Origin of the sequence: Planomonospora sp. ID67723 (assembly GCF_015711605.1) — a bacterium.
Lineage (GTDB): Bacteria > Actinomycetota > Actinomycetes > Streptosporangiales > Streptosporangiaceae > Planomonospora_A.
This window is the reverse complement of record NZ_JABTEZ010000001.1, coordinates 1,618,233-1,638,783: the sequence shown is the minus strand read 5'-3', so window position 1 is coordinate 1,638,783 and position 20,551 is coordinate 1,618,233. Positions and strand designations below refer to the sequence as shown.

The following is a 20,551-nucleotide window of genomic DNA, read 5'->3' as shown; positions in this document are numbered from 1 at the left end:
AGCGGCGTGATTGCCTGCCGGAGATCGAAGCCGTCGGTGGGCACCGTTGGGAGCCTCTTCGGAGATCGATGGTGTTCCCCGCCCCGGATTCGTCGGGCAGCATCGACCGCCCGACGGCCTCATCTTCATGCTCTTCCGCCCAACGGACCGGATCAAGGGGCCGCGGGCAAAGTTAGGACAGGGTGAGCATCCGGTTCCCGGCTCCGCAGACCATGGGCCCCGGCCTCCGTCGTGAGCCGACGGCCGGTTGCGCGCCGCGGCGGACGAGGATGCCTGCCCGAACGACGGCGTGGAGAGCTCCGGCCACGTCCCAGGACGCTTCGAGGCGGCGGCGGGCCCCACTATGATCGCGGCGTGTCTGAAGTGCGCCGGTTACGTAGAAGTGACCCGGAGTTTCTGGGTCCGTATCGGATGATCGGCCTGCTCGGAGAGGGGGGCCAGGGCTCCGTCCTGCTGGGGCTGGCGCCGGACGGCTCCCGAGTCGCCGTCAAGGTGCTGCACGCCCGGCTCGCCGAGAAGGCCGAGGCGGTCAGGCGCTTCCGGCGCGAGGTCGACACGGCCCGGCGAGTGGCCCAGTTCTGCACGGCCCGCGTCCTGGACCTCGGCGTCTCGGACGGCGTGCCGTACGTCGTGAGCGAGTACGTCGAGGGCGTCTCCCTGGAGGAGACCGTCGGCACCTCCGGCCCGCTGCGCGGGGACGATCTGGTCAGGCTCGCGGTGGGGACGGCGACCGCGCTGACGGCCATCCACCGGGCGGGCATCGTCCACCGGGACTTCAAGCCGTCCAACGTCCTGCTGGCCGCCGACGGGCCACGGGTGATCGACTTCGGCATCGCCAGAGCGCTGGACGTGACGTCCGTGACGTCCAGCGGTGTCGTCGGCTCCCCCGCGTACATCTCCCCCGAGCAGATCCGGGGCGAGCCGGTGGGCCCGGCCGCCGACCTGTTCGGCTGGGCGGGGACCATGGTCTTCGCCGCCACGGGCGCACCCGCGTTCGGTGCCGACTCCGTCCCCGCCGTGCTCCACCGGGTGCTCAGCCTCGACCCCGACCTGTCGGCCGTCCCCGAACGGCTGCGCCGCACGCTCGCCGCGTGCCTGGCCAAGGACCCCGCTCTGCGCCCGGAGGCACACGACGTGCTGATGGCCCTGATGGACGAGGGCCACGTGCTCGCCGTATCCCCGCGCGAAACCGCACGGCCGCGGGAGCGCGACCGCGCCAGGAAGATCATCCCGACCCCGGCGGCGGTCGGCGGAACCGCCGTGGCGGTCGTCGTCGCCGGGGCGATCGTCTTCTGGCCGCCGGACGGTACGGCGGTCCCGCCCCGGATCCATCAGGCCCTGCCGGCCCCCACGGCGACAGTGACGGCCACGGCGACGGTGGTGCCGACCGCCGCCCCGGCGCCCGAGCCGTCCCCGTCCCGCCCGTCCCGTCCGCACGCGCGGAAGACGCCGAAGCCCACGCCGAAGCCCGCACCGGAGCCGACGCGGACCCCCGCGCCGGAACCGTCGTCCACCGCATCCAAGCCGACCTGGAAGACCGACTCCGACCTCATCCCCGGTCCGTGGAAGGTGCTCGGCCCGCGCAGCGTCGGCATGACGGGCTTCGCGGACGGCGCCTGGCGCGGGCTGCTCTGGGGGAAGCGCCCGGTGGGCACCCACTTCACCGTGTCCGTCCGGGCCAAGCTGCTCGCGACCGGGAACACCGCGGCGACCCCGAACTACGGACTGCTGCTCTCCCACACGGAGGGACGCAACGACATCGGCGTCTACATCGAGACCGGCCGCGGATACGTGCTCGCCACGCGGGTCTGGGACAAGGGCACCGCGGCCGACAAGCGCACCGGCCTTCCCGCGGGCTTCGACCCTGCGGACTTCCACACGCTGAAGGTCGTCAGGAAGGCCTCGCGCTACCACTTCTTCGTCGACGGCGTGAAGCTGCAGTCGCGGACGGCCGACGTCGACCCGCACGGGCGCGGATGGAACGGCGTGGCCGCCACGGACAGCAAGGTCACGTTCAAGAAATTCACCCAGACGAACTGACGGCGGTGTGCCGGCCGTGGAGCACCAGTGCCCGGATCAGGCAGGCCAGGGCCATGGTCGAGGCGATGGTGCGCGTGGTGTTCCAGGCCACCCAGACCCCTTCGTAGGCGGCGCGCACCGCTCCCGGGTCGGTGAGGGCCGCCGGGTCGCCGGCCGCTGCCAGCTCGTCGTTGAGCGGCACGCTGATGCCCATCGTGATGCCGAATGCGGCGCCGTACAGCACGAGGGCGGCCACGACCCAGGGGAGCACGGGCCGCCCGTCCCGCTTCAGGTGCAGCGCGGCGGCGACGGCGGTCACCGCCAGGGCCCCGAAGAAGCTGGGCGCGAACCAGACGTTGCGCACGGTCGCGTTGATCCATTGCATCGAGCTGATGAAGACGCGGTCGTCGACGCGGGCCAGCCCGATCATGACGGAGCAGGCGTAGGCGTAGAAGAACCCCGCGATCAGCCCCATGAGCGTTGTCGCGGAGGCCAGCGCCCAGCCGCGTACGAGCCCGGCGGTCCGGCTCGGGGAGGTCGAGGCGCCGGTGGACGGCGGGGAGAGCAGCATGGCAGGCCTTCCGGGTAAAATCGAACCATTGAGTACGTATTTAACCGTACCCCAAGGTTCGAATAATCGCGAGAGCACGTCAGGAGAGACCGTGACCGGACAGAGCCGCCGGGGCCGCCCCCGATCGGGCGAGCAGGCCGCCAGGCGCCAGGCGGCGCTCGACGCCGCGCTCGCCGAACTCGTCGAGCACGGCATGGAGGGCATGACGATGCAGGCGGTGGCGGCCCGCGCCGGGTCGTCGAAGGAGAGCCTCTACACCTGGTTCGGCAACCGCCACGGGCTGCTCGCGGCGCTGATCGAACGGCAGGCCGAGCAGGTCAACACCGCGGTGACGGCGGCGCTGGCGCGTCCGGCCGAGCCGCGCGCGACGCTGGCCGCCATCGCGGAGAACCTGCTCGGCCTGCTCGTCGGCGACGCCTCGGTGGCGCTGAACCGGGCGGCCATGGCGTCGGGAGAGCTGTCGGCGCTGCTGCTCCGGCACGGCCGGCACGCCACCGGCCCGCTGGTCGAGGCCTATCTCGGCAGGCTGGCCGCGGCGGGGCTGCTGCGGATCGACGACCCGGCGGAGGCGTTCCAGCTCCTGTACGGCCTGGCCGTACGCGACCTGCAGATCCGGGTGCTGCTGGGCGAGCAGCCGCCCTCACCCGAGGACGTCCGCACCGGCGCCCTCGTCGCGGCCGACCGCTTCCTGACCCTCACCGGCGGTGGAACGGCCCGGCCGGACCGGGCCGCGCGGGATCAGTAGGCCGGGAGGGCGGGGCGCCTACGGCGGACGATCCAGGCGGCCAGGACGCCGCCGATCAGGCCGAACAGGTGCCCCTGCCAGGAGACGCCCTCCTCGGTGGGGAGCACGCCCCAGATGATCGAGTAGTAGGCCAGCGCGACGCCGATGCCGATCACGATGTCGAGGGCACGGCGGTCGAACAGGCCGCGGGCCACGACCAGGCCGAAGTAACCGAAGACCAGGCCGCTGGCGCCGACCGTGACGTAGGCCGGGTCGCTGGTGAGCCAGACGCCCAGGCCGCTGACCAGGATGATGATCGCGCTGGCGGCCAGGAACCGGCCCAGACCGCGCAGGGCCGCGAGGAAGCCCAGGATCAGCAGGGGCAGGGAGTTGGCCATCAGGTGACCGAAGCCGTCGTGCAGGAACGGGGCGACGGGGATGCCCGCGAGGCCGTCGACGTCTCCCGCCCTGATGCCGTAGGCGTCGAACTCGCCGGGGAACACGTAGTCGGCGACCTCGATCGCCCACATGCCCGTGACCAGGAGGACGACGAGGACCGCTGCGCCGAGGGCGCCGACGGCCAGGCTTCCGGCGCTGCGCCGGAAGCGCTCGCCGGAGGAACCGCCGCGAGGGGTCAGCCCGGTCGGGTAGTCGCTCATGCACTCTCCTGGCCTCGTGGAGCCGTCATGTGGAGGTCACGTGCCCGTGACGCACGTGACCACACCTTCACGGTACGCACTCGCGGCCGGTAATGCGCCAGATGCGGCCCAGAACGAATCAAGCCTGACATATCAGGAGATCCCTCCTGACGACGGAAGACCATCAGCGGTGGCAGGGACCGGGTCCCGTCCGCCCTGCCGCGCGACGTGCGGAGGTCCAGAGCACCGGTGACCGGCCCGGGGCGCCCGCCGGCTCATGTATCGGTTCCCGCTGCCGATGGATGTGGCGACTCTCTGTTTTCCGCTGCCCCGGCAGCCCACCGATCCCCTGCGGGAAGGACTTGATCGTGAACGACTCCGCTGCCGGCGCTGCGGGCCCTGTGGTGACCGTACGCCGCAACCCCGTACTGGGGTGGTTCGCCGACCGCCGCATCAGTACCAAGATCCTCATCACCGTGCTGCTCATGACCGCCATGGGCGCGAGCGTCGGCACGTTGGCGCTCACCCGTATGAGCGGCATGAACGACGACATGAACACCATCAGGCAGGGCAACGTCGAACGTCTGGTCCACCTCGGCAACCTGCGCGGTTACATGGCCGACATGGTCGACGCCAGCCTCGCCTACAGCACCGTCCCCGACCCCCAGGTCAAGGCCGGCGCCAAGAAGAGCATCGAGGACTTCACCGCCGCGGTGACCCGCGAGTTCGAGGACTACCGGACCGCCGCCCCGTCGGACCCCACGTGGCGGAAGGCCGTGACGGACTTCGAGCAGGCCTGGGAGCGCTACCGGTCGATGCGCGACGCCGTCATGTTCAGCGCGGCCCCGCCGTCCGAGGCCGCCGCCCCGGCCGAGGCGCAGAAGGCCGAAGCCGAGTTCTACGCCGTCATCGCGGCGTTCAAGGACGCGCTCAGCCGGCTGGCGGACTACGAGCAGACGGCCACCGAGGCGGTGACCGCCGCGGCCGCCGACAGGTACGACAGCGCCCGCAACATGATCTTCATGCTGCTCGGCGCCGGCCTGCTGGTCGCCCTCGGACTGGCCCGGATCTTCTCCCGCCAGATGAAGCGTTCGGTGGACGCGCTCTCCCGGGCGCTGGAGGCCGCGGCCAGGGGCGACCTGACGCAGAGCGCCGAGGTGACCTCCCGCGACGAGATCGGCCGGATGGCGGCGGCGGTCAACCGGGCCAACGCCTCCACCCGCCAGGCGATCGCGGAGCTGGCCACCAGCGCCGACACCCTGGCGGCGAGCTCCGGTGAGCTGGCGGCCGTCAGCGACCGCATCGCCGCCTCCGCCGACGAGGCCTCCGCACAGGCCGGCAACGTCGCCGCCGCCGCCGGTGAGGTCTCGCAGAACGTGCAGACCGTCGCCGCCGGCAGCGAGGAGATGGGCACCTCCATCCAGGAGATCGCCCACAACGCCAACGAGGGCGCCACGGTCGCCTCCCAGGCGGTGGCGGTGGCCGAGTCCACCAACGAGACCGTCGCCAAGCTGGGCACCTCCAGTGCGGAGATCGGCTCGGTCATCAAGACGATCACGAGCATCGCCGAGCAGACCAACCTGCTGGCGCTCAACGCCACCATCGAGGCCGCCCGCGCCGGCGACGCCGGCAAGGGCTTCGCGGTCGTGGCGGGCGAGGTCAAGGACCTGGCCCAGGAGACCGCCAAGGCCACCGAGGACATCTCCAAGCGCGTGCAGGCCATCCAGGCCGACACCGAGAGCGCGGTCGCCGCGATCGCCGAGATCTCCTCCATCATCGGCAAGATCAACGACTACCAGCTCACCATCGCCAGCGCGGTGGAGGAGCAGAGCGCCACCACCAACGAGATGAACCGCAGCGTCGCCGACGCCGCCCAGGGCAGTGCCGACATCGCCACCAACATCTCGGTGCTGGCCAGCGCCGCGCACGTCACGGCCGAGGGCGTGACCGAGAGCCAGCGGGCCGCGGCCAACCTGGCCGAGCTGTCGACCCGCCTGCACGACCTGGTCTCCCGCTTCCGCTACTGAGACGCGCTCCGCGCAGCGGCAGGCAGTCGCACCCGGGCAGCCGGCCGCCGGGGCCGGACGTCACGCCGGGCGCGGTCCCGAAAGGGATCGCGCCCGGCGTTCCGGGGAGACCCGGCGGATCCTTCCCGCGGGCGGGAGCCCGCCGGCGGCCCGAAGGATCCCTACTCGCCCTTCCACTGCGGAGCGCGCTTCTCGGCGAAGGCCGCCGCGCCCTCCATGGCGTCCTTGGAGCCGAACACCGGATTGATGATCTCGCCCTGCTTCTTGAACATCTCGTCAATGCTCCAGTCGGCGGACTCGACGATCACGCGCTTGGTCGCCGCGAGCGCCAGCGGGGCGTTCGCGGCGATCTTCTTCGCGAGCTCCAGAGCCTTGGCCAGCGCCCCGCCCGCGGGCGTGACGTGGTTGACCAGGCCGACCTCGTAGAGCCGGGAGGCCGGGAAGTGGTCGCCGGTCAGGGCGATCTCCATCGCGATGTGGTACGGGATGCGCTGCGGGAGCCGCATCACGCCGCCCGCCCCGGCGACCAGGCCGCGCTTGGGCTCGGGCAGCCCGAACTTGGCCTCCTCGGAGGCGACGATGATGTCGCAGGCCAGGGCCAGCTCGCAGCCCCCGGCCAGGGCGTAGCCCTCGATCGCGGCGATGATGGGCTTCTTCGGCGGCGCCTCGACGATGCCGCCGAACCCCCGGCCCTCGACGACCGGGAAGTCCCCGGTGAGGAAGCCCTTCAGGTCCATGCCCGCGCAGAACGTGCCGCCCGCGCCGGTCAGGACGTAGGCGGAGACGTCCTTGCGCTCCTCCAGTTCGTCCAGGGCCGCCGCGATGGCCCGGGCCACGACGCCGTTGACGGCGTTCTTGGCCTTGGGCCGGTTGATCGTGATGACGGCCACGCCGTCCTCTACCTCGACCAGGACCTCGTCCACAGCCTCAGGAGCCGACTCAGACACGTGTGACTCCTACTTGGGCTGGAAGCGGATGCCGCCGTCGAAACGGATGGTCTCGGCGTTCATGTAGTCGTTCTCGATCAGCGAGCGCACCAGGTGGGCGAACTCGGAGGCCAGGCCCATCCGCTTGGGGAAGACCACCGGCGCGACGAGCTTGGCCTTGAACTCGTCGGAGTTGGGCGAGAAGCCGTAGATCGGGGTGTCGATGATGCCCGGGCAGATCGTGTTGACGCGGATGCCCACGGCGGCCAGGTCGCGGGCCGCCGGGACGGTCATGCCGACGATGCCGCCCTTGGACGCCGAGTACGCCACCTGGCCGGTCTGGCCCTCCAGCGCCGCCACGGAGGCGGTGTTGATGACCACGCCCCGCTGCCCGTCCGCGTCGACCGGCTCGGTCTTGGCGACGGCCGCGGCGCCGATGCGCATCAGGTTGAAGGTGCCGATCAGGTTGACCTCGATGACCTTGCGGTAGGAGGCCAGGTCGTGCGGCGAGCCGTCGCGGTTGACGGTGCGGGTCGCCCAGCCGATGCCGGCGCTGTTCACCACGACGCGCAGCGGCTTGCCGGTGGCCACCGCGGCGTCCACGGCCGCCTGCACCTGCTCCTCGTCGGACACATCGGTCTTGACGAAAACGCCGCCGAGCTCGTCGGCGAGCGCCTTGCCGCGCTCCTCGTTCAGGTCGGCGATGACCACGGTCGCGCCGTGCGCGGCGAGGTCGCGGGCCGTGGCCTCGCCGAGGCCGCTGGCACCGCCCGAGATGATTGCTGCTGCTCCGTTCAGGTCCATGAGCGGACTTTAACGCGGATACCGAATGAAGTTCTACTCGGGGTGCACCAAATCTCGGTGACGGATGGCGCCGGTCCCCGTACGGCAGGGCGCGCCGTACGGCCGCCGCTAGACCTCCGCGACGGCGGTGCCGACGTCGGGGTAGACCTTGATGCGGCGGTCGAGGCCGGTCGTGCGCAGGATCCGGGCCACCGGGGCCTGGGGCGCGGCCAGGGAGACCCCGCCGCCCTCTCCCGTCGCCAGCCGCCACGCCTCGATCAGCACCGAGAGCCCGCTGGAGTCCATGAACGACAGGGAGGTCAGGTCGAGGACCAGCCGGGCTCCGTCGAGCTTGATGGCGTCGCGGACCTCGTCGCGGAGGAAGGGTGCGGTGAACAGGTCGAGCTCTCCCTCGACGGCCACCACCACGGTGTCGCCGACGGCCCGGCGAGCCAGCCGTAGCTTCATCAGCTTCCTCCTCGTGGCCATGAGAGGCAGATCCACTTTACTTCGACACACACCGTATGCCAGGCCGGAAGCTCTGGCGATCAATCGCGTGACCAGGAACCGGCGGGTGTGTCCATGGGCTCACCGGGCACTCTCAGGTTTCCTCTCCTCGCCCGACGGTGAAACCGTACGGCAACTCCAGCCGGTGCGCGGCGAGCAGCCCGGCGTCGGAGAGGATCTCCCTCGTCGGCCCGTCCGCGGCGATCACCCCGCCGGAGAGGATGAGCGAGCGCTCGCACAGCTCCAGCGCGTAGGGCAGATCGTGGGTGACCATCAGCACGGTCACGTCGAGGCTCCGCAGGATCTCGGCGAGCTCTCGGCGCGAGGCGGGGTCCAGGTTGGAGGAGGGTTCGTCCAGGACGAGGATCTCCGGCTCCATCGCCAGCACGGTCGCCACCGCCACCCGCCGTCGCTGGCCGAAGGACAGGTGGTGCGGAGGCCGGTCGATCGCCTCCAGCATGCCCACCCGCTCCAGCGCGTCCTTGACCCGCTGCTGGAGCTCCTCACCGCGGACGCCGAGGTTGGCCGGGCCGAAGGCGACGTCCTCCCGGACGGTGGGCATGAAGAGCTGGTCGTCGGGGTCCTGGAAGACGAGGCCGACCCTGCGCCGGATCTCCTGCATCGAGCCCTTGGCGACCGGGAGCCCGGCCACGGACACCGTGCCGTGCCCGGCGGTCAGGATGCCGTTGAGGTGCATGACCAGGGTGGTCTTGCCCGCTCCGTTCGGCCCGAGCAGCGCGACCCGCTCGCCGCGCTCGATGCGCAGGTCCACCCCGAACAGCGCCTGCGTGCCGTCCGGGTACGCGTACGCCAGCCGGCTCACTTCCAGCGACGCCGTCATGCCCCCACTCCCCCCGTCCCGAACAGCGCGGTCCCGAGCAGCACCGCCAGTGCCGCGCCCGGAAGCGTACCGGCCAGGAGCCACTGCCGCGCCGAGGCGGTCAGGTCCTGGATCACCGGCATCGAGCCGGTGTACCCGCGGCTCAGCATGGCCAGGTGCACCCGCTCGCCGCGCTCGTAGGAGCGGATGAACAGCGCCCCGGCCGACCGGGCGATCACCGGGATGTGCCGCACGTCCCTGGCGGTGAAGCCCCGCGACTCCCTCGCCACCCGCATCCGGCGCATCTCATCCATGATCACGTCCAGGTAGCGGAGCATGAACATGGCGATCTGGACCAGCATCGGGGGCAGCCGGAGCCTCTGCGCGCCCAGCAGCATCAGCCGGGGCTCGGTGGTGGCCGCCAGCACGATGCTCGCGACCACACCCAGGGTGGCCTTGGCCAGGATGTTCCAGGCCGCCCAGAGCCCCGGGAGGCTGAGCGAGAGCCCCAGCGGGGAGACCCGCTCGCCCGTCCCGACGAACGGGATCGCCAGCGCGAACACCACGAACGGGATCTCGATCGCCATCCGCCGCAGCACGAACCCGGGTGGGATCCTCGCCAGCAGGACCACACCGGCCAGCAGCAGCGCGTACGTCCCGAAGGCCGCGAACCACTCGCGCGGCGTGGCCACCACGGCCATGGCGAACGCGGCGACCGCGGCGAGCTTGCACTGCGGCGGCAACCGGTGGACGAGCGTGTCGCCCGCCCGGTAGAGCTGGTGGTGATGGCCCGCGCCCAATGGAAATCCTCTCCGACGGCTACTTCGGCGCCGGGGCCCGCCCGGATGACTCCGGGCCCCGGCGCCGTCCCGGCCGCACGTTCCGTACGGCGCCGCTCTCGTGCCGCCCCTGCCCGGCGCCGCCCCTGCCCGGCGACGTCACGGCGTCATGCCCCCTCCCGGTCGCGGCGGCGGGCGCCGTAGGCCACGGCTCCGCCGGCGACCAGCGTGATGCCCACGCCGACGACCCCGGCGACGCCGACCGGGATCCCGCCCACGTCACCGTAGTCGGCCAGCGACCACGAGCCGAACGCATGGCCGGTGGCCTGGGCGAGGAAGCCCTCGTCCTCTGCGACCCGCTCCAGGCCGTCCGGGTCGCCGGAGGCGAAGAAGGAGACCACTCCGGCCAGGACCAGCGTGAGGCCGACCCCCGCCAGCAGGAACGGGCGCGCCTTCCCCGCCGGCGCCGGGACGCGCTCCACGGTGTCCGGGGTCACGGTGACGTCGCCGTCCGCACCCCGCAGGACCAGCGGAGCGGCCAGGCCGCGCGCGCCGTACACCAGGTCGGGCCGGGCCGCGAGCACGGTGGCCACGGTGACCGCGGTGATCAGTCCTTCGCCGATGCCGATGAGCACGTGCACGCCGCCCATGGCGGCGGCGACCGTGCCGATCTCGATGGGCGCCGTCCCGCCGACCCAGAACAGCAGCGTGAACACCAGCGCCGAGGCGGGCACCGAGACCAGCGCGGCGGCGAACGACGCCGCGGTGACCGCGGCGCGGCCGTGCGCGCTCTGGGTGATCAGGCGGAAGACACCCCAGCCGGTCAGGACGGTGACGATGCCCATGAGCGTGATGTTGACGCCCAGCGCCGTCAGGCCCCCGTCGGCGAAGAAGAAGCCCTGCACGAGCAGGACCACGGCCATGCACAACACCGCCGTATACGGTCCGACGAGGATCGCGGCGAGCGCCCCGCCGAGGAGGTGGCCGCTCGTCCCCGCGGCCACCGGGAAGTTGAGCATCTGGACCGCGAAGATGAAGGCCGCGACCAGTCCCGCCATGGGAGCGGTGCGGTCGTCGAGCTCGCGGCGGGCTCCGCGCAGGCAGACCGCGGTTCCGGCGGCGGCGACGGCCCCCGCGGAGACCGAGACGGCCACGTTGAAAAAGCCATCGGGAACGTGCACGGCAAGCCTCCGGAGCGCGGGTTTGACCCCCACTTTAAGCCATCGGCTTGTTATTGCAACAAAGAGGCATTAGCGAAGGCTTCGCTCTGCGGAAGACCCGGAGAAGATCCACCGGGGCTCCGCGGGAGATCCGCACGGGAAGGGATCAGCGAAGGAACCGCCGGAGGAACCCGCGCACGGTGGCGACGCGCACCAGGAGGCTGAGCCGGCCCTTCCCCGCCGTGACGTACGGTTTGACGGTCCGCCGGGACACCCCGCGCAACCAGGTCAGCGGCGGCGCGACCGACTCCGTCTCCGCCTCGACCCGGAACCGCGCCGGCGGTCCGCCGAGGTCCAGCTCCAGATAGGCGTCCCAGGTGCCGGGCCTCAACCGGCCCGCCGCGTGCCGGGCCGTGAACGCCCCGCCCGCCGTCGCCGTGACCGGCACGGATCGCTCGAACCCCGAGCTCCGCTCCCGCCAGACCAGCCGCCGCACGGCCCGGCGGTCCGGGGTGAGCGCACCCATCGTGATCTCCCCGTCGAGGACCAGCCGGTGCCCGGCGCCCCAGCGTGCGCCCGTCAGCCGCACGATGCCGGGCGGACTGACCACGTGCCCGCCGACGTCGATGCTGAGATTGCCGTAGGGCCGGGTGAAGTACGGCAGGGCGACCGCCCCGCCGACCATCCGGGGCGCGGGGCGGGCGATCCGCTGGTCGCGGTCGGCGCCGAGCCGCGCCGTCCGGACGACTCCCTCGCAGGTGACGGCCACGTGGACGTCCCAGACCCCCGAAGGCAGCGCGGCGACGTCGACGGTCGCGGTGAACTCGTCGCCGTCCCCGGCGGCGGGCACCGTGACCTCGGTGATCCCGGTGACCGGCCCGTCACCCGCCTGCCGGAGGCGCAGCACCAGCGAGACGCCGCCGGCGACCAGTTCGGGACGGCCGCGCGACTCCATGGCGTCCAGCGCGACCCGGCCGGAGACGACCAGACCGGTGTCGCCCTCGTCCCAGCGCAGCCCGGTGAGCTCGCGGCGCACCACGGCCAGCTCGATGTGGGCCAGCCGTACCAGGCGGTCGATGTCCTCCAGCGCGGCGATCCGGCCCCGGTCCACCGGGCTGAGCCGCTCGCGCACCCCGTCGGTCATCCAGCGCTCGCACATGTCGGCCACCTCGGCCGCGATCTCCTTGCGCTCGACCTCTCCGGCGTCGAGGAAGGGCCTGCCGAGGTTGGTGAAGGCGTCCAGCCGGAAGTGGCGGCGGAGCAGGTGGTCGCGGAGCGGGCCGGGCCGTATGTGACCGACCATCAGCTCGATCGGCTTTTTGATCATCCGGATCCAGGAGACCGGGTCACGGCTCCCCTGGCGCTGCATGATGCTGGTCCCGTCGGGCCTGTCGACCAGGTGGTAGCAGTCGTAGTCGGCGACCACCGAGATCACACCGGCGTGGCAGTAGGCGTGGGTGGTGAAGACGATGTCCTCGCCGACCGCGAGGTTCTCGTCGAAGCGGATGCGGTGCCGTTCCAGCATCTCCCTGCGAAACAGCTTGAAGCAGGTCAGGCTGTTGTAGACCGTGCTCTCCTCCAGCTCGACCCGCTCGGCGCTCTCCTGGAACATCGAGACCGGCGCCTTGCGCCCGTGGCCGACGACCTTTCCCAGGACGATGTCGGAGTCGTTGCGGTCCGCCATCGCGAGCATGCGCTCCAGCGCCTCGGGACCGAGGTAGTCGTCCGCGTCGCAGAAGAACACGTATCTGCCCCTGGCCAGGGAGAGCCCGACGTTGCGCGGCCGGCCCGCGCCGCCGGAGGCCTCCTGGTGGACGACGCGGAAGACGCCGGGATGCCGGGCCGCGTAGAGGTCGGCCAGCTCCGAGCTGCCGTCGGTGGAGCCGTCGTCCACGACGACGATCTCCTTCCCCACCCGCTGGATCAGCAGGGAGGTCAGGCACCGGTCCAGGTAGGGACGGCAGTTGTGAACCGGGACGATCACGCTCACGTCGGTGACGGGCCGGGCGACCACCTCCACCGTCACACCGCCGCCGGCCCCCGCACCGACGCGATGGAGGATCGTTCGCGTCACCGCCGCCTCCTCCGTCGACTACTTTCCGCTTCCACTGTGCTTCAGTATGTGACGAAGAACCGCCCGTGTGTGGCCGATCCGGCTTGTTGCCTCTCCCGCATTCACGCTGAGGTTGCGGTACTTGGTGGAAAACAATTGGTTCGCGCGATTTGCCCCGTGCCCGGGGTTCCGGGCCGGTCGCCCCAGGCCGAGTTCGCCGAGGCCCTGCACGACGTGTTCGGCCGCCGAGCCGTACGAACCTTGCGGGCGGCCGGACCGTCCGCGTCGCCCCGGTCGGATGAGCGGCCAGGCCGGTGCCGGCGATGCGGATCTCGGATCGACGGACCGCCCGGGCCACGAGGTTCCGGGACCGGGCCGGAATCCGGCCGATCAGCTCGTCCGGCGGCCCGAGCACGGCAAGCCGGTCACCGCCTTCGTCCGGTGCCGGCCGACCGCTTACCGGGCGAGAAATCCCGTCTCCGGACCTCCCGCCACACGCCGTACCGGCACAGCCCGCGCAGGTTGTAGAAGTTCCCGTACGCCAGCGGGGTCACCCTCAGCTCCAGCCAGCTCTCCTTCTCCAGCACCTTGTGCCACTTCGCCAGGGGAAGATGGAGATGACCGTGATGCCCGGTCTTGTCCTGGCTCGTGATCTTCAAGACCTCGGCGTGGTCGCTGAAGGCGCGCAACACCAGGACCGGCCGGTCCTTCGACTCGCTCCCGTCTTCACGGAAGGGCACCTCCGCGTGCCAGACCTGACCCGGTCTGGGCGGCCACAGGCCCTGGGAGCGATCGGCGGCCCGGCGGCCCAGCGTGCCCGTGCGCAACTGGCCGGCGAGCCGCCAGCCGGCCAGGCAGAGCAGAACGACCGCGGCCACCTGGAGAACCGCCAGCAGAAAGGCCGCCCACAACACCATGCCGGAGCCGGCCTGACGACCAGTCAGCACCAGAATGCCATCGGCCTCGGTCGTCACCCCCGCGCCGATACAGACGCCGAGCAGCGTCACCGCCCCCACCGCCTGCCACAGCGGTGGAAGCCGGTCGGCCGCCCACCACACGGCGACGGAGGCGAGAGTCGCCGCCAGCGCGGCACCGGCGCCGATGCCCGCGGCCGTCGTGACCGGCAGGCCGCTGCGGTCGGCGGCGAGCACCGCGCCGGTGCAGGCGGCCAGCAGCAGTCCGGCCCGCAGCAGCAGGTACGGCAGGCGGACCGGCGGGAAGACGGGCTGGAACCACCACGCGACCGCCAGCGCGGCGAACGGCGACACGGCGGTCATCGCCCAGGCTTCGGGGTGCCGTCCCAGCTCCGTGGTGCCCAGATACATCACCACCCCGGCCGGATAGGCCATCACCGTCGACCCCGCCCACAGGGTCACCAGCCTCAGCAGCACCCCCAGGCACCCGACCCTGGCGGGACCGCCACCGCGGTGCCCGGAGAGGGCGAAGAACACGGCGGGCACGATCGCCAGGGCGATGAGGAGCAGATCCGCCCAGCTCAGCTCCAGACCGGGTGCGACCGGTTGCGCGCAGGCCGCGAACCAGACCTGATCACTGCACTGGGCCGATGCCCATCGAGCGGATACCGCTCCCGCCATGCACCGCACCCACCCTAGATCGTTTTGCCGGTTCGAACAGGTTTGCACAGTTCACTCAGGCCGTACAGACGGTCCCTCCATTCGTGCGATCACGGCGCGGGCCGTGGTGTCCCGGCCCCGGTACCCGTGCGGGACGCGGCGGGTGACGGGCGGGCAGGCGTCTTCAGCGGGAGCGGGCCCTGCGCGGCGGATGGAGCTGGACGGTGCTGCGCAGGTGGGCGCGGGTCGCGTCCATGATGGCGGCGAGCTGGGCGACCTGGTCGGGGGCCAGGAAGTCGAGGAGACCTGCGCGGACCGCCTCGACGTGGCCGGGAGCGGTCCTCTCCAGCACCTGGCGTCCCTTCTCGGTGATGGCGGCGAGCACGCGGCGTTCGTCGTCGGGGGCGTCCTCGCGGCGCAGGAGACCCGCCTTCTCCAGTTGGGCGACCTGGTAGGTGATGCCGCTGCGGGAGGAGACGAGGCGGTCGGCCAGGTCGGTCATGCACAGGCGCTTCTCGGGGCTCTCGTTGAGCCGGTGAAGGATGTCGTACTGCACCGTGGTGACCCCGCCGACCTCGCGAAGCTGCTGTTCGACCATGCGGTGGAGCAGGTCGGAGGTCTCCAGGAACCCGGTCCAGGCACGTAGTTCGGTCTCGTTCAGCCAGCGCGGTTCGCTCATGGACCCCACGATACCCAGTTGCTTCGAATGTGAAGCACATGTACAGTCACTCATGCTTCGAATTCGAAGCAAAGCGACCATGTGCTTCACATTCGAAGCACAAAGGGAAAGGTGTCCCCCATGAAGATCAGCATTCTCGGTTCCGGCAACGTCGGCTCCGCCCTCGCCTCTCGCCTCACCGAGATCGGGCACGAGGTCGCCACCGCCGACACCTCCACCGGCCCGGAGGGTACGGCCGCGCAGGCCGCCCAGGCCGACGTCGTGATCCTGGCGGTGCCGTTCGCCGCCGTCGAAGCGCTGGACGCGCGGGTCAAGGCGGCCCTCTCGGACAAGGTCGTGGTCGACGCCACCAACCCGCTGGCCCCCGACTTCATGTCGCTGACCGTCGGCCACACCGCCTCCGGCGGCGAGCAGGTGGCCGCCGCCCTGCCGGGCGCCCGTGTCGTGAAGGCCTTCAACACCGTTTTCGCCGGTCACATGGGCAAGGACGGCGCCGGCCGCTTCCTGCCGGTCGCCGGGGACGACGAGGTCGCCAAGAAGACCGTCCTCGACCTCGGCGCGCAGCTCGGCTTCGACGCCGTGGACGCGGGCCCGCTGGCCAACGCCCGCTACACCGAGCCGGCGGTCGAGCTGCTCATCCAGCTCGCCTACGGCCAGGGACTGGGCGACGGCATCGCCTTCACCCTCACCCGCGCCTGACCGGTCCTCCCGGGGGTGCCTCGTGCCCGCGAGGCACCCCGGCCGGCCGCCTGCTCGCCGGCGCTCGCCCCCTCCAGAACCCGCCGGATCCAGGTCAGGTAGACCCGGAGGGCGTGCCGCACCCGTTCTGCCAAGGGACTCCCCGTAAGGCGAACCGCCCGTTCTGGCCTGTGATCAGGCGATTGAGAAATCTGCAGGGTTTCGGCCACCGCCCTGGCCGATGCTGGACCTGCGACCGGCCCGGGTCAACCGCTTCGAGAAACGGAGGGCCAGGAACGCGGTGGGAAGCTCTCCGGCCTGGCCGTCGACCTGGCCGGAACGCCGCTTCCGGAATGCAGGGCCGTACCGCTCAACGAAACCCGTCTGCGGAGGAAATCGATGAGTTCGTCCCACAGGAAGACCCGTACTCTGCTCGGCCTGGCCACGGCGCTGGCGTTCGCGGTTCCCGGCGCCGCCCACGCGTCCGCGGCGGCCGCCGAGCCGAACCCGTGCGCGGGACGCGGCGACGGCGGCACCGGAGGCGACTACTACGACGGCATCTCGGTCGATCACAACTGGAGCCACCGGCGTATCTACGGCACCTGGTACAACTGCTCCGGTGGCACGGGGGCCGACCGGGTCCGGATCGTCGTGTCGACCGACAACGACGGGCCGTGCATCACGGTTCCCTACGGCAGAGACGCCTTCAGCAGCTTCATCCGCAAGTACAAGGTGTGGGCGCCGCACTACGACGGCTGGAAGCGCTGCTGACCCGAATCGGGAACGGCCCACCGCGCGGTCACCGATCGCCTGCGGCCGCCGGCCGGACTTCGGGCTCACGAGTCCGGCCGGTACCGCGTGCTGGACCACACGTGCCGGTACCGGGCGGTCGTCGACGGGCCGGCCTCCTGCGGGCAGGACATCGTGGAGGAGACTCTCGCTAACTCAGGTAGTGCGTCTCGATGACGTCCCGGCGCTGCTGGCCGAGGTACCACTCGGAAGCGGCGTCGGTGTCGATCACCGCATGGAGCACGGCCGACTCGCCCCGGCCACCTCCGCGAGAACCTCTCCCCGGGGAGCGACGATCATCGTCGGGCAGTGTGAGATCGGATCGGCGGCGTTGGCCGCGAGCACCCACCGCTGGTTCTCCGCCGCCCGGCTGATGAGATGGCTGCGCCAGACCCCGGGGGGCTCGTCAGGGTTGGCCGCGTTCGTCAGGTAGGCGAGCACCCGCGCCCCCGAACGAGCCATATGCCCCCACTGCTCGGGGAAGCGGATCTCCCGGCAGATCTGCACCCCCATATCGACCGCTCCTCCCGGCAGGGCGAGCCGGTGCACAGGAAGCTCGGACCCGGCGGCGAGCACGCCCCGTTCGTTCATCGCCAGGTTGATCTTCCGATAGAAGCTCCGCCCACCCCCGGGATCGAAGAGGATCGCGGCGTTCCACCACCGGTCGGCGTCGAACATCAGAGAGCCGCAGACCACGTGCACGGCACCGCGTACAGCCAGCTCGGCCAACTCAGTCATGGCCCTGTCCAGTTCGCCCGGATCCAGATCCGCGAGCGGAGACAGGTCGGTGCCGTATCCGGACAGCGCTCCTTCTGGAAGCACGACCAGGTCGTCATCCGCGCAGGCCTTCACCACCCGGGTGATCTCGGTGAGATTCTCCCGGACATTCCAGGAGACGGGAATCTGGGCGACAGCCGTACGCACGATCACGAGCGAGGACGGTAACAGCGGGAGGCGTGATCACCGCTGGCGGTGTACACGACCGCTTCCCGTGGCCGCTGTTAGCAAGATCTCAGGATTGTCCGGACAGGCAGCAGGCCCCCGATGGCGTATCTCCTGATCAGGGGCCTTTCCCATTGCGAGCCGACGAGGGGAATCGAACCCCTGGCCTTCTGTTCACCGGGGAAGGCCGAACACCTCATCGGCAACCTCTCGCCCCGGTGGAGTGGTGGATACGGGCCGGTGTCGTGTGGTCGCGTGTGGCGGTGTCGCTGTATCAGCTTGCAGCCGCACCGGCATCCTCAAGATCATGCCGGTCGCATGACTGCCGCTTGGTCGCCGAGATGCCCCATGTGCCGAGCCCGTAAGCCAAAGGGAGTGTCCACCTCGACAGCAGCTCCACGCCCAGCGGCAGCACCGCTCGTAGGCGTCCGCCACATCCCCGTTCCGGGCTGGAGGCGGGGGCGGCGCTGCGCGGTGGCGGCCAGGCGGGTGAGCCGTACGGTCCCCTCTGCCAGGACTTGCCGTCCGTGCCCGGTCAGGTCGTGGTGGCGGCGGTGGCGTCTTGATGGGCCACGGCCGAACTCCCCCCTTTGGTCATTTATCGGTTTAAGTGGTCTGCAAGTGGCACACCGCAGACTCTCCCCACCAGCACGACGCTGCCGTCCGCTCGGACGACACGAAGGGGAAACACCATGCAGTTAGGCAAGAAGCTCACTGCCATCGCCGCTTGCGCCTTCATGGCGAGCGGGGTGCTGGCTGCGGCATCCCCCGCAGCAGCTACTGCCGCTACGACGGGGGAAAGTGCAGCACGTTACTATTACGGCGCCATCGCCGTGTCGCGGGACGGCGACATCGGCAGGTCTTGGGACTACGGAACAGCGGCTACCGCCAAGCGGCGGGCACTGAGGGAGTGCGGCCACTCCAGCTGCAAAGTCCTCACCACCTTCGCCAACGGCTGTGGTGCTGTCGCCTACAACTCCAGGAGAAACGTCTATTGGGGCGGCCGGGGGAGCACACCCGCCAGAGCGAAGAGGAACGCTATTGCCAACGCCGGCGGCGGCCGCTGGATCGCCTATCAGTGCACCAAACGATACAACTAGCCCGATGTGTGAACGCCTGACGGGGTGAGTACGTCGACCGGAACACGATCACGGTCGTCGAGTGGATCGAGGGGCACGCAGCCGGGATCAAGCCGCGTCCACTCAACGGCTACCGGGTGATGATCCGGCTCTGTATCGCGCCCCGGATCGACAGACCACGGTTTCAGGCCCTGCGGTCGGCGACCTCACCGCGTTCTAGCGGGAGCTGCTGACCGGCGGGAGACGGGAACGGTGGCATCCTCTCCTCCAACACGGTCAAGCACGTTCACACGGTGCTCCGGAAGGCTCTCGGGGACGCGGTCACCGTCGGCGAGAGCCTTCCGGACAATCCGGCGGCGCGGGCGAAGCCGCCCCGCGTCGAGACGGACGAACTCGGCCCCGTGCGGACTCCCGCCCGCCTTCGGAAGTTCCTCGACGTGGCCAGCGAACACCGGTTGTCGGCGTTCTCCCGGCCGGCGGCCCATACGGGCGCCCGTCGCGGGGAACTGCTCCCCTGCGGCGGGCTGACGTCGGCCTGGACGCGCCTCAGATCCGGATCACGGGGACAACCGCCGTGATCGAGGGCAAGCGCATGGAAGGCAGGACCAAGGGAGGACGTTCCCGCGTGGTGAGCCTCGCCCCGTCAAAGGCCCTCCCACACCAGGAAGGCCTTTGGTCATGCTTCGGACTTCGTGGGCTCAGGCCACGCGGCGATGACCTCGATGCCGACTACCCGGCCGTTCTCGTCCAGATCAAGGTTCACCATGGCGTCGTCCACTTCGATCGTCTCCGCTACGCCACCTGGCGCAATCGGACCACGAAGGTAGACGTATGCGGCTTCGGCTTCGGGATCATAGGTCCATGTGCCGGGATGCCCTCCCAGGGTCAACGAGCCTCCTCGGGTCGGGTGCGGTCGGCATCTGCCGCTGTTGGCGAGATCACGAGATTGTCCGGATAAACAGAAGGCCCCTGACGGCGTGATGCCTGTTCAGGGGCCTTTCTCCTGCGAGCCGACGAGGGGCATCGAATCCCTGAGCTTCTGTTTCCAAGGTCCCCGGACGCTCTCCAGGATCGTTCAGAGCCGTTCGCCGTGCTACTCACCGGGACTCCGGTCGTTCAGGTTCGTCCGGCCTAGTTCGTGATCGTCCGCTCGGGTGGCCCCACGGTGGCTCCCGGAAAGCACTCATCCGCGCCCCAGGACCGGGAACCGCTCCTCTACGGCGACGAGTGCGTCCACGAGGGGCGGAAGGTCTGTTTGATCCAAGTCCTCGATCACGAAGTGAAGGGTGTTCCACCTCCCCGGGTCATCGGCTACTGTCCCGGAGATCGACAGAGAGCCGGTGGGATGACACTCGACGGTGAGCTCGATCCAGTGCTCCATAGAGGAAAGGGTGGCGCTTCCCCTGACCTGCGCGTAGAGGCGCTCCACATCCGCCCGGAAGTCACGGAGCTCCTGGACGCGAAGCCCTGCGGCGATCCTGGCGGTGAACCCGCCGACCTGCACGTGGATGGGTGCGGTCAGCCAGTTCCCGTCCCAGAAGTCGGTGCGGCCAGGATGCATGCGACCGAGAACCTGGATCCGCACATGATCGGACTGCCGGTCTCGGCCGATAATGATCTCCGCGTGATCCATATGGCCATCTTCTCCAAGGGGGCGGGCGGCTTCTCAGCATGCGATCATGAAGCCATGACGTCGATCAGAAAGGGCCATGCCGCGTAGGCGCCCTGCTGCGGTCGGCACGCGAGGATCGGCGTGCCGAACCCACAGAGCTTCGATCCATCATGTTCCCGGGCTTGGACGCC

The 20,551-nt window shown here is 70.6% G+C and carries 20 protein-coding genes; 6 read left to right on the top strand and 14 right to left on the bottom strand.

Features of this window, described 5'->3' with window-relative positions; translation table 11 throughout:
* Positions 1-354 precede the first annotated feature (354 nt).
* Complete coding sequence (locus HS041_RS07845; protein ID WP_196439816.1) at positions 355-2,040, top strand: serine/threonine-protein kinase; 1,686 nt, start codon at positions 355-357, stop codon at positions 2,038-2,040.
* Here HS041_RS07845 and HS041_RS07840 read toward each other — a convergent pair.
* The gene (locus tag HS041_RS07840) at positions 2,024-2,590 is read right to left on the bottom strand and encodes an anthrone oxygenase family protein (RefSeq protein ID WP_230878465.1); all 567 of its coding nucleotides are present in this window, start codon (positions 2,588-2,590) and stop codon (positions 2,024-2,026) included. The two genes, HS041_RS07845 and HS041_RS07840, sit on opposite strands and share 17 nt — an antisense overlap.
* Before the next feature lie 91 nt (positions 2,591-2,681).
* Between HS041_RS07840 and HS041_RS07835 the strand changes: the two genes are divergently transcribed.
* Positions 2,682-3,335: a TetR/AcrR family transcriptional regulator gene (locus HS041_RS07835; protein ID WP_307845202.1), complete on the top strand. Its 654-nt coding sequence runs from the start codon at positions 2,682-2,684 to the stop codon at positions 3,333-3,335.
* Here HS041_RS07835 and HS041_RS07830 read toward each other — a convergent pair.
* Positions 3,329-3,973, bottom strand: coding sequence for a rhomboid family intramembrane serine protease (locus HS041_RS07830; RefSeq protein ID WP_196439814.1), 645 nt, complete (start codon positions 3,971-3,973; stop codon positions 3,329-3,331). The genes HS041_RS07835 and HS041_RS07830 overlap by 7 nt on opposite strands.
* A gap of 347 nt (positions 3,974-4,320) precedes the next feature.
* Here HS041_RS07830 and HS041_RS07825 point away from each other — a divergent pair, with 347 nt between their 5' ends.
* Entirely contained in the window at positions 4,321-5,979 is a 1,659-nt protein-coding gene (locus tag HS041_RS07825; RefSeq protein ID WP_196439813.1) for a methyl-accepting chemotaxis protein, read from the top strand.
* Between the two features lie 161 nt (positions 5,980-6,140).
* Here the strand turns inward: HS041_RS07825 and HS041_RS07820 are convergent, their stop codons facing one another.
* From HS041_RS07820 to HS041_RS07780, 9 genes are all read right to left on the bottom strand, one after another.
* Positions 6,141-6,926, bottom strand: a complete 786-nt coding sequence (locus HS041_RS07820; RefSeq protein ID WP_307845201.1) for a crotonase/enoyl-CoA hydratase family protein — start codon at positions 6,924-6,926, stop codon at positions 6,141-6,143.
* Positions 6,927-6,935: 9 nt separating this feature from the next.
* On the bottom strand, positions 6,936-7,709 hold the full coding sequence (locus tag HS041_RS07815; RefSeq protein ID WP_196439812.1) for an SDR family NAD(P)-dependent oxidoreductase: 774 nt from the start codon (positions 7,707-7,709) through the stop codon (positions 6,936-6,938).
* Positions 7,710-7,817: 108 nt separating this feature from the next.
* Positions 7,818-8,156 (bottom strand): STAS domain-containing protein, encoded by a 339-nt coding sequence (locus HS041_RS07810; RefSeq protein WP_196439811.1) that lies wholly within the window; start codon positions 8,154-8,156, stop codon positions 7,818-7,820.
* A 133-nt stretch (positions 8,157-8,289) separates the two neighbouring features.
* A complete protein-coding gene (locus HS041_RS07805; RefSeq protein WP_196439810.1) occupies positions 8,290-9,036 on the bottom strand; it encodes an energy-coupling factor ABC transporter ATP-binding protein in 747 nt (248 codons plus the stop codon).
* On the bottom strand, positions 9,033-9,815 hold the full coding sequence (gene cbiQ / locus HS041_RS07800) for a cobalt ECF transporter T component CbiQ (RefSeq protein WP_196439809.1): 783 nt from the start codon (positions 9,813-9,815) through the stop codon (positions 9,033-9,035). The genes HS041_RS07805 and cbiQ overlap by 4 nt, the downstream gene beginning before the upstream one ends.
* 146 nt (positions 9,816-9,961) lie before the next feature.
* The gene (locus HS041_RS39950; RefSeq protein WP_196439808.1) at positions 9,962-10,975 is read right to left on the bottom strand and encodes an energy-coupling factor ABC transporter permease; all 1,014 of its coding nucleotides are present in this window, start codon (positions 10,973-10,975) and stop codon (positions 9,962-9,964) included.
* 145 nt (positions 10,976-11,120) lie between these two features.
* Positions 11,121-13,028, bottom strand: coding sequence for a glycosyltransferase family 2 protein (locus tag HS041_RS07790; RefSeq protein WP_196439807.1), 1,908 nt, complete (start codon positions 13,026-13,028; stop codon positions 11,121-11,123).
* 404 nt (positions 13,029-13,432) lie between these two features.
* Positions 13,433-14,602 carry a hypothetical protein gene (locus tag HS041_RS07785; protein WP_196439806.1) on the bottom strand — a complete coding sequence of 390 codons (1,170 nt, stop codon included), beginning with the start codon at positions 14,600-14,602 and terminating at the stop codon, positions 13,433-13,435.
* A 163-nt stretch (positions 14,603-14,765) separates the two neighbouring features.
* On the bottom strand, positions 14,766-15,260 hold the full coding sequence (locus HS041_RS07780; protein WP_196439805.1) for a MarR family winged helix-turn-helix transcriptional regulator: 495 nt from the start codon (positions 15,258-15,260) through the stop codon (positions 14,766-14,768).
* Positions 15,261-15,380: 120 nt separating this feature from the next.
* Between HS041_RS07780 and HS041_RS07775 the strand changes: the two genes are divergently transcribed.
* The gene (locus tag HS041_RS07775; RefSeq protein ID WP_196439804.1) at positions 15,381-15,959 is read left to right on the top strand and encodes an NADPH-dependent F420 reductase; all 579 of its coding nucleotides are present in this window, start codon (positions 15,381-15,383) and stop codon (positions 15,957-15,959) included.
* A gap of 378 nt (positions 15,960-16,337) precedes the next feature.
* A complete protein-coding gene (locus HS041_RS07770; RefSeq protein ID WP_196439803.1) occupies positions 16,338-16,709 on the top strand; it encodes a hypothetical protein in 372 nt (123 codons plus the stop codon).
* Between the two features lie 246 nt (positions 16,710-16,955).
* Here HS041_RS07770 and HS041_RS07765 read toward each other — a convergent pair whose 3' ends face one another.
* Entirely contained in the window at positions 16,956-17,657 is a 702-nt protein-coding gene (locus HS041_RS07765; protein ID WP_196439802.1) for a carbon-nitrogen hydrolase family protein, read from the bottom strand.
* Between the two features lie 704 nt (positions 17,658-18,361).
* Here HS041_RS07765 and HS041_RS07760 point away from each other — a divergent pair.
* Positions 18,362-18,769 (top strand): DUF4189 domain-containing protein, encoded by a 408-nt coding sequence (locus HS041_RS07760; RefSeq protein WP_196439801.1) that lies wholly within the window; start codon positions 18,362-18,364, stop codon positions 18,767-18,769.
* Positions 18,770-19,424: 655 nt separating this feature from the next.
* Here the strand turns inward: HS041_RS07760 and HS041_RS07755 are convergent.
* Positions 19,425-19,637 (bottom strand): DUF2283 domain-containing protein, encoded by a 213-nt coding sequence (locus tag HS041_RS07755; RefSeq protein WP_230878464.1) that lies wholly within the window; start codon positions 19,635-19,637, stop codon positions 19,425-19,427.
* 294 nt (positions 19,638-19,931) lie between these two features.
* Positions 19,932-20,381: a WapI family immunity protein gene (locus tag HS041_RS07750; RefSeq protein WP_196439800.1), complete on the bottom strand. Its 450-nt coding sequence runs from the start codon at positions 20,379-20,381 to the stop codon at positions 19,932-19,934.
* Positions 20,382-20,551: the final 170 nt, after the last annotated feature.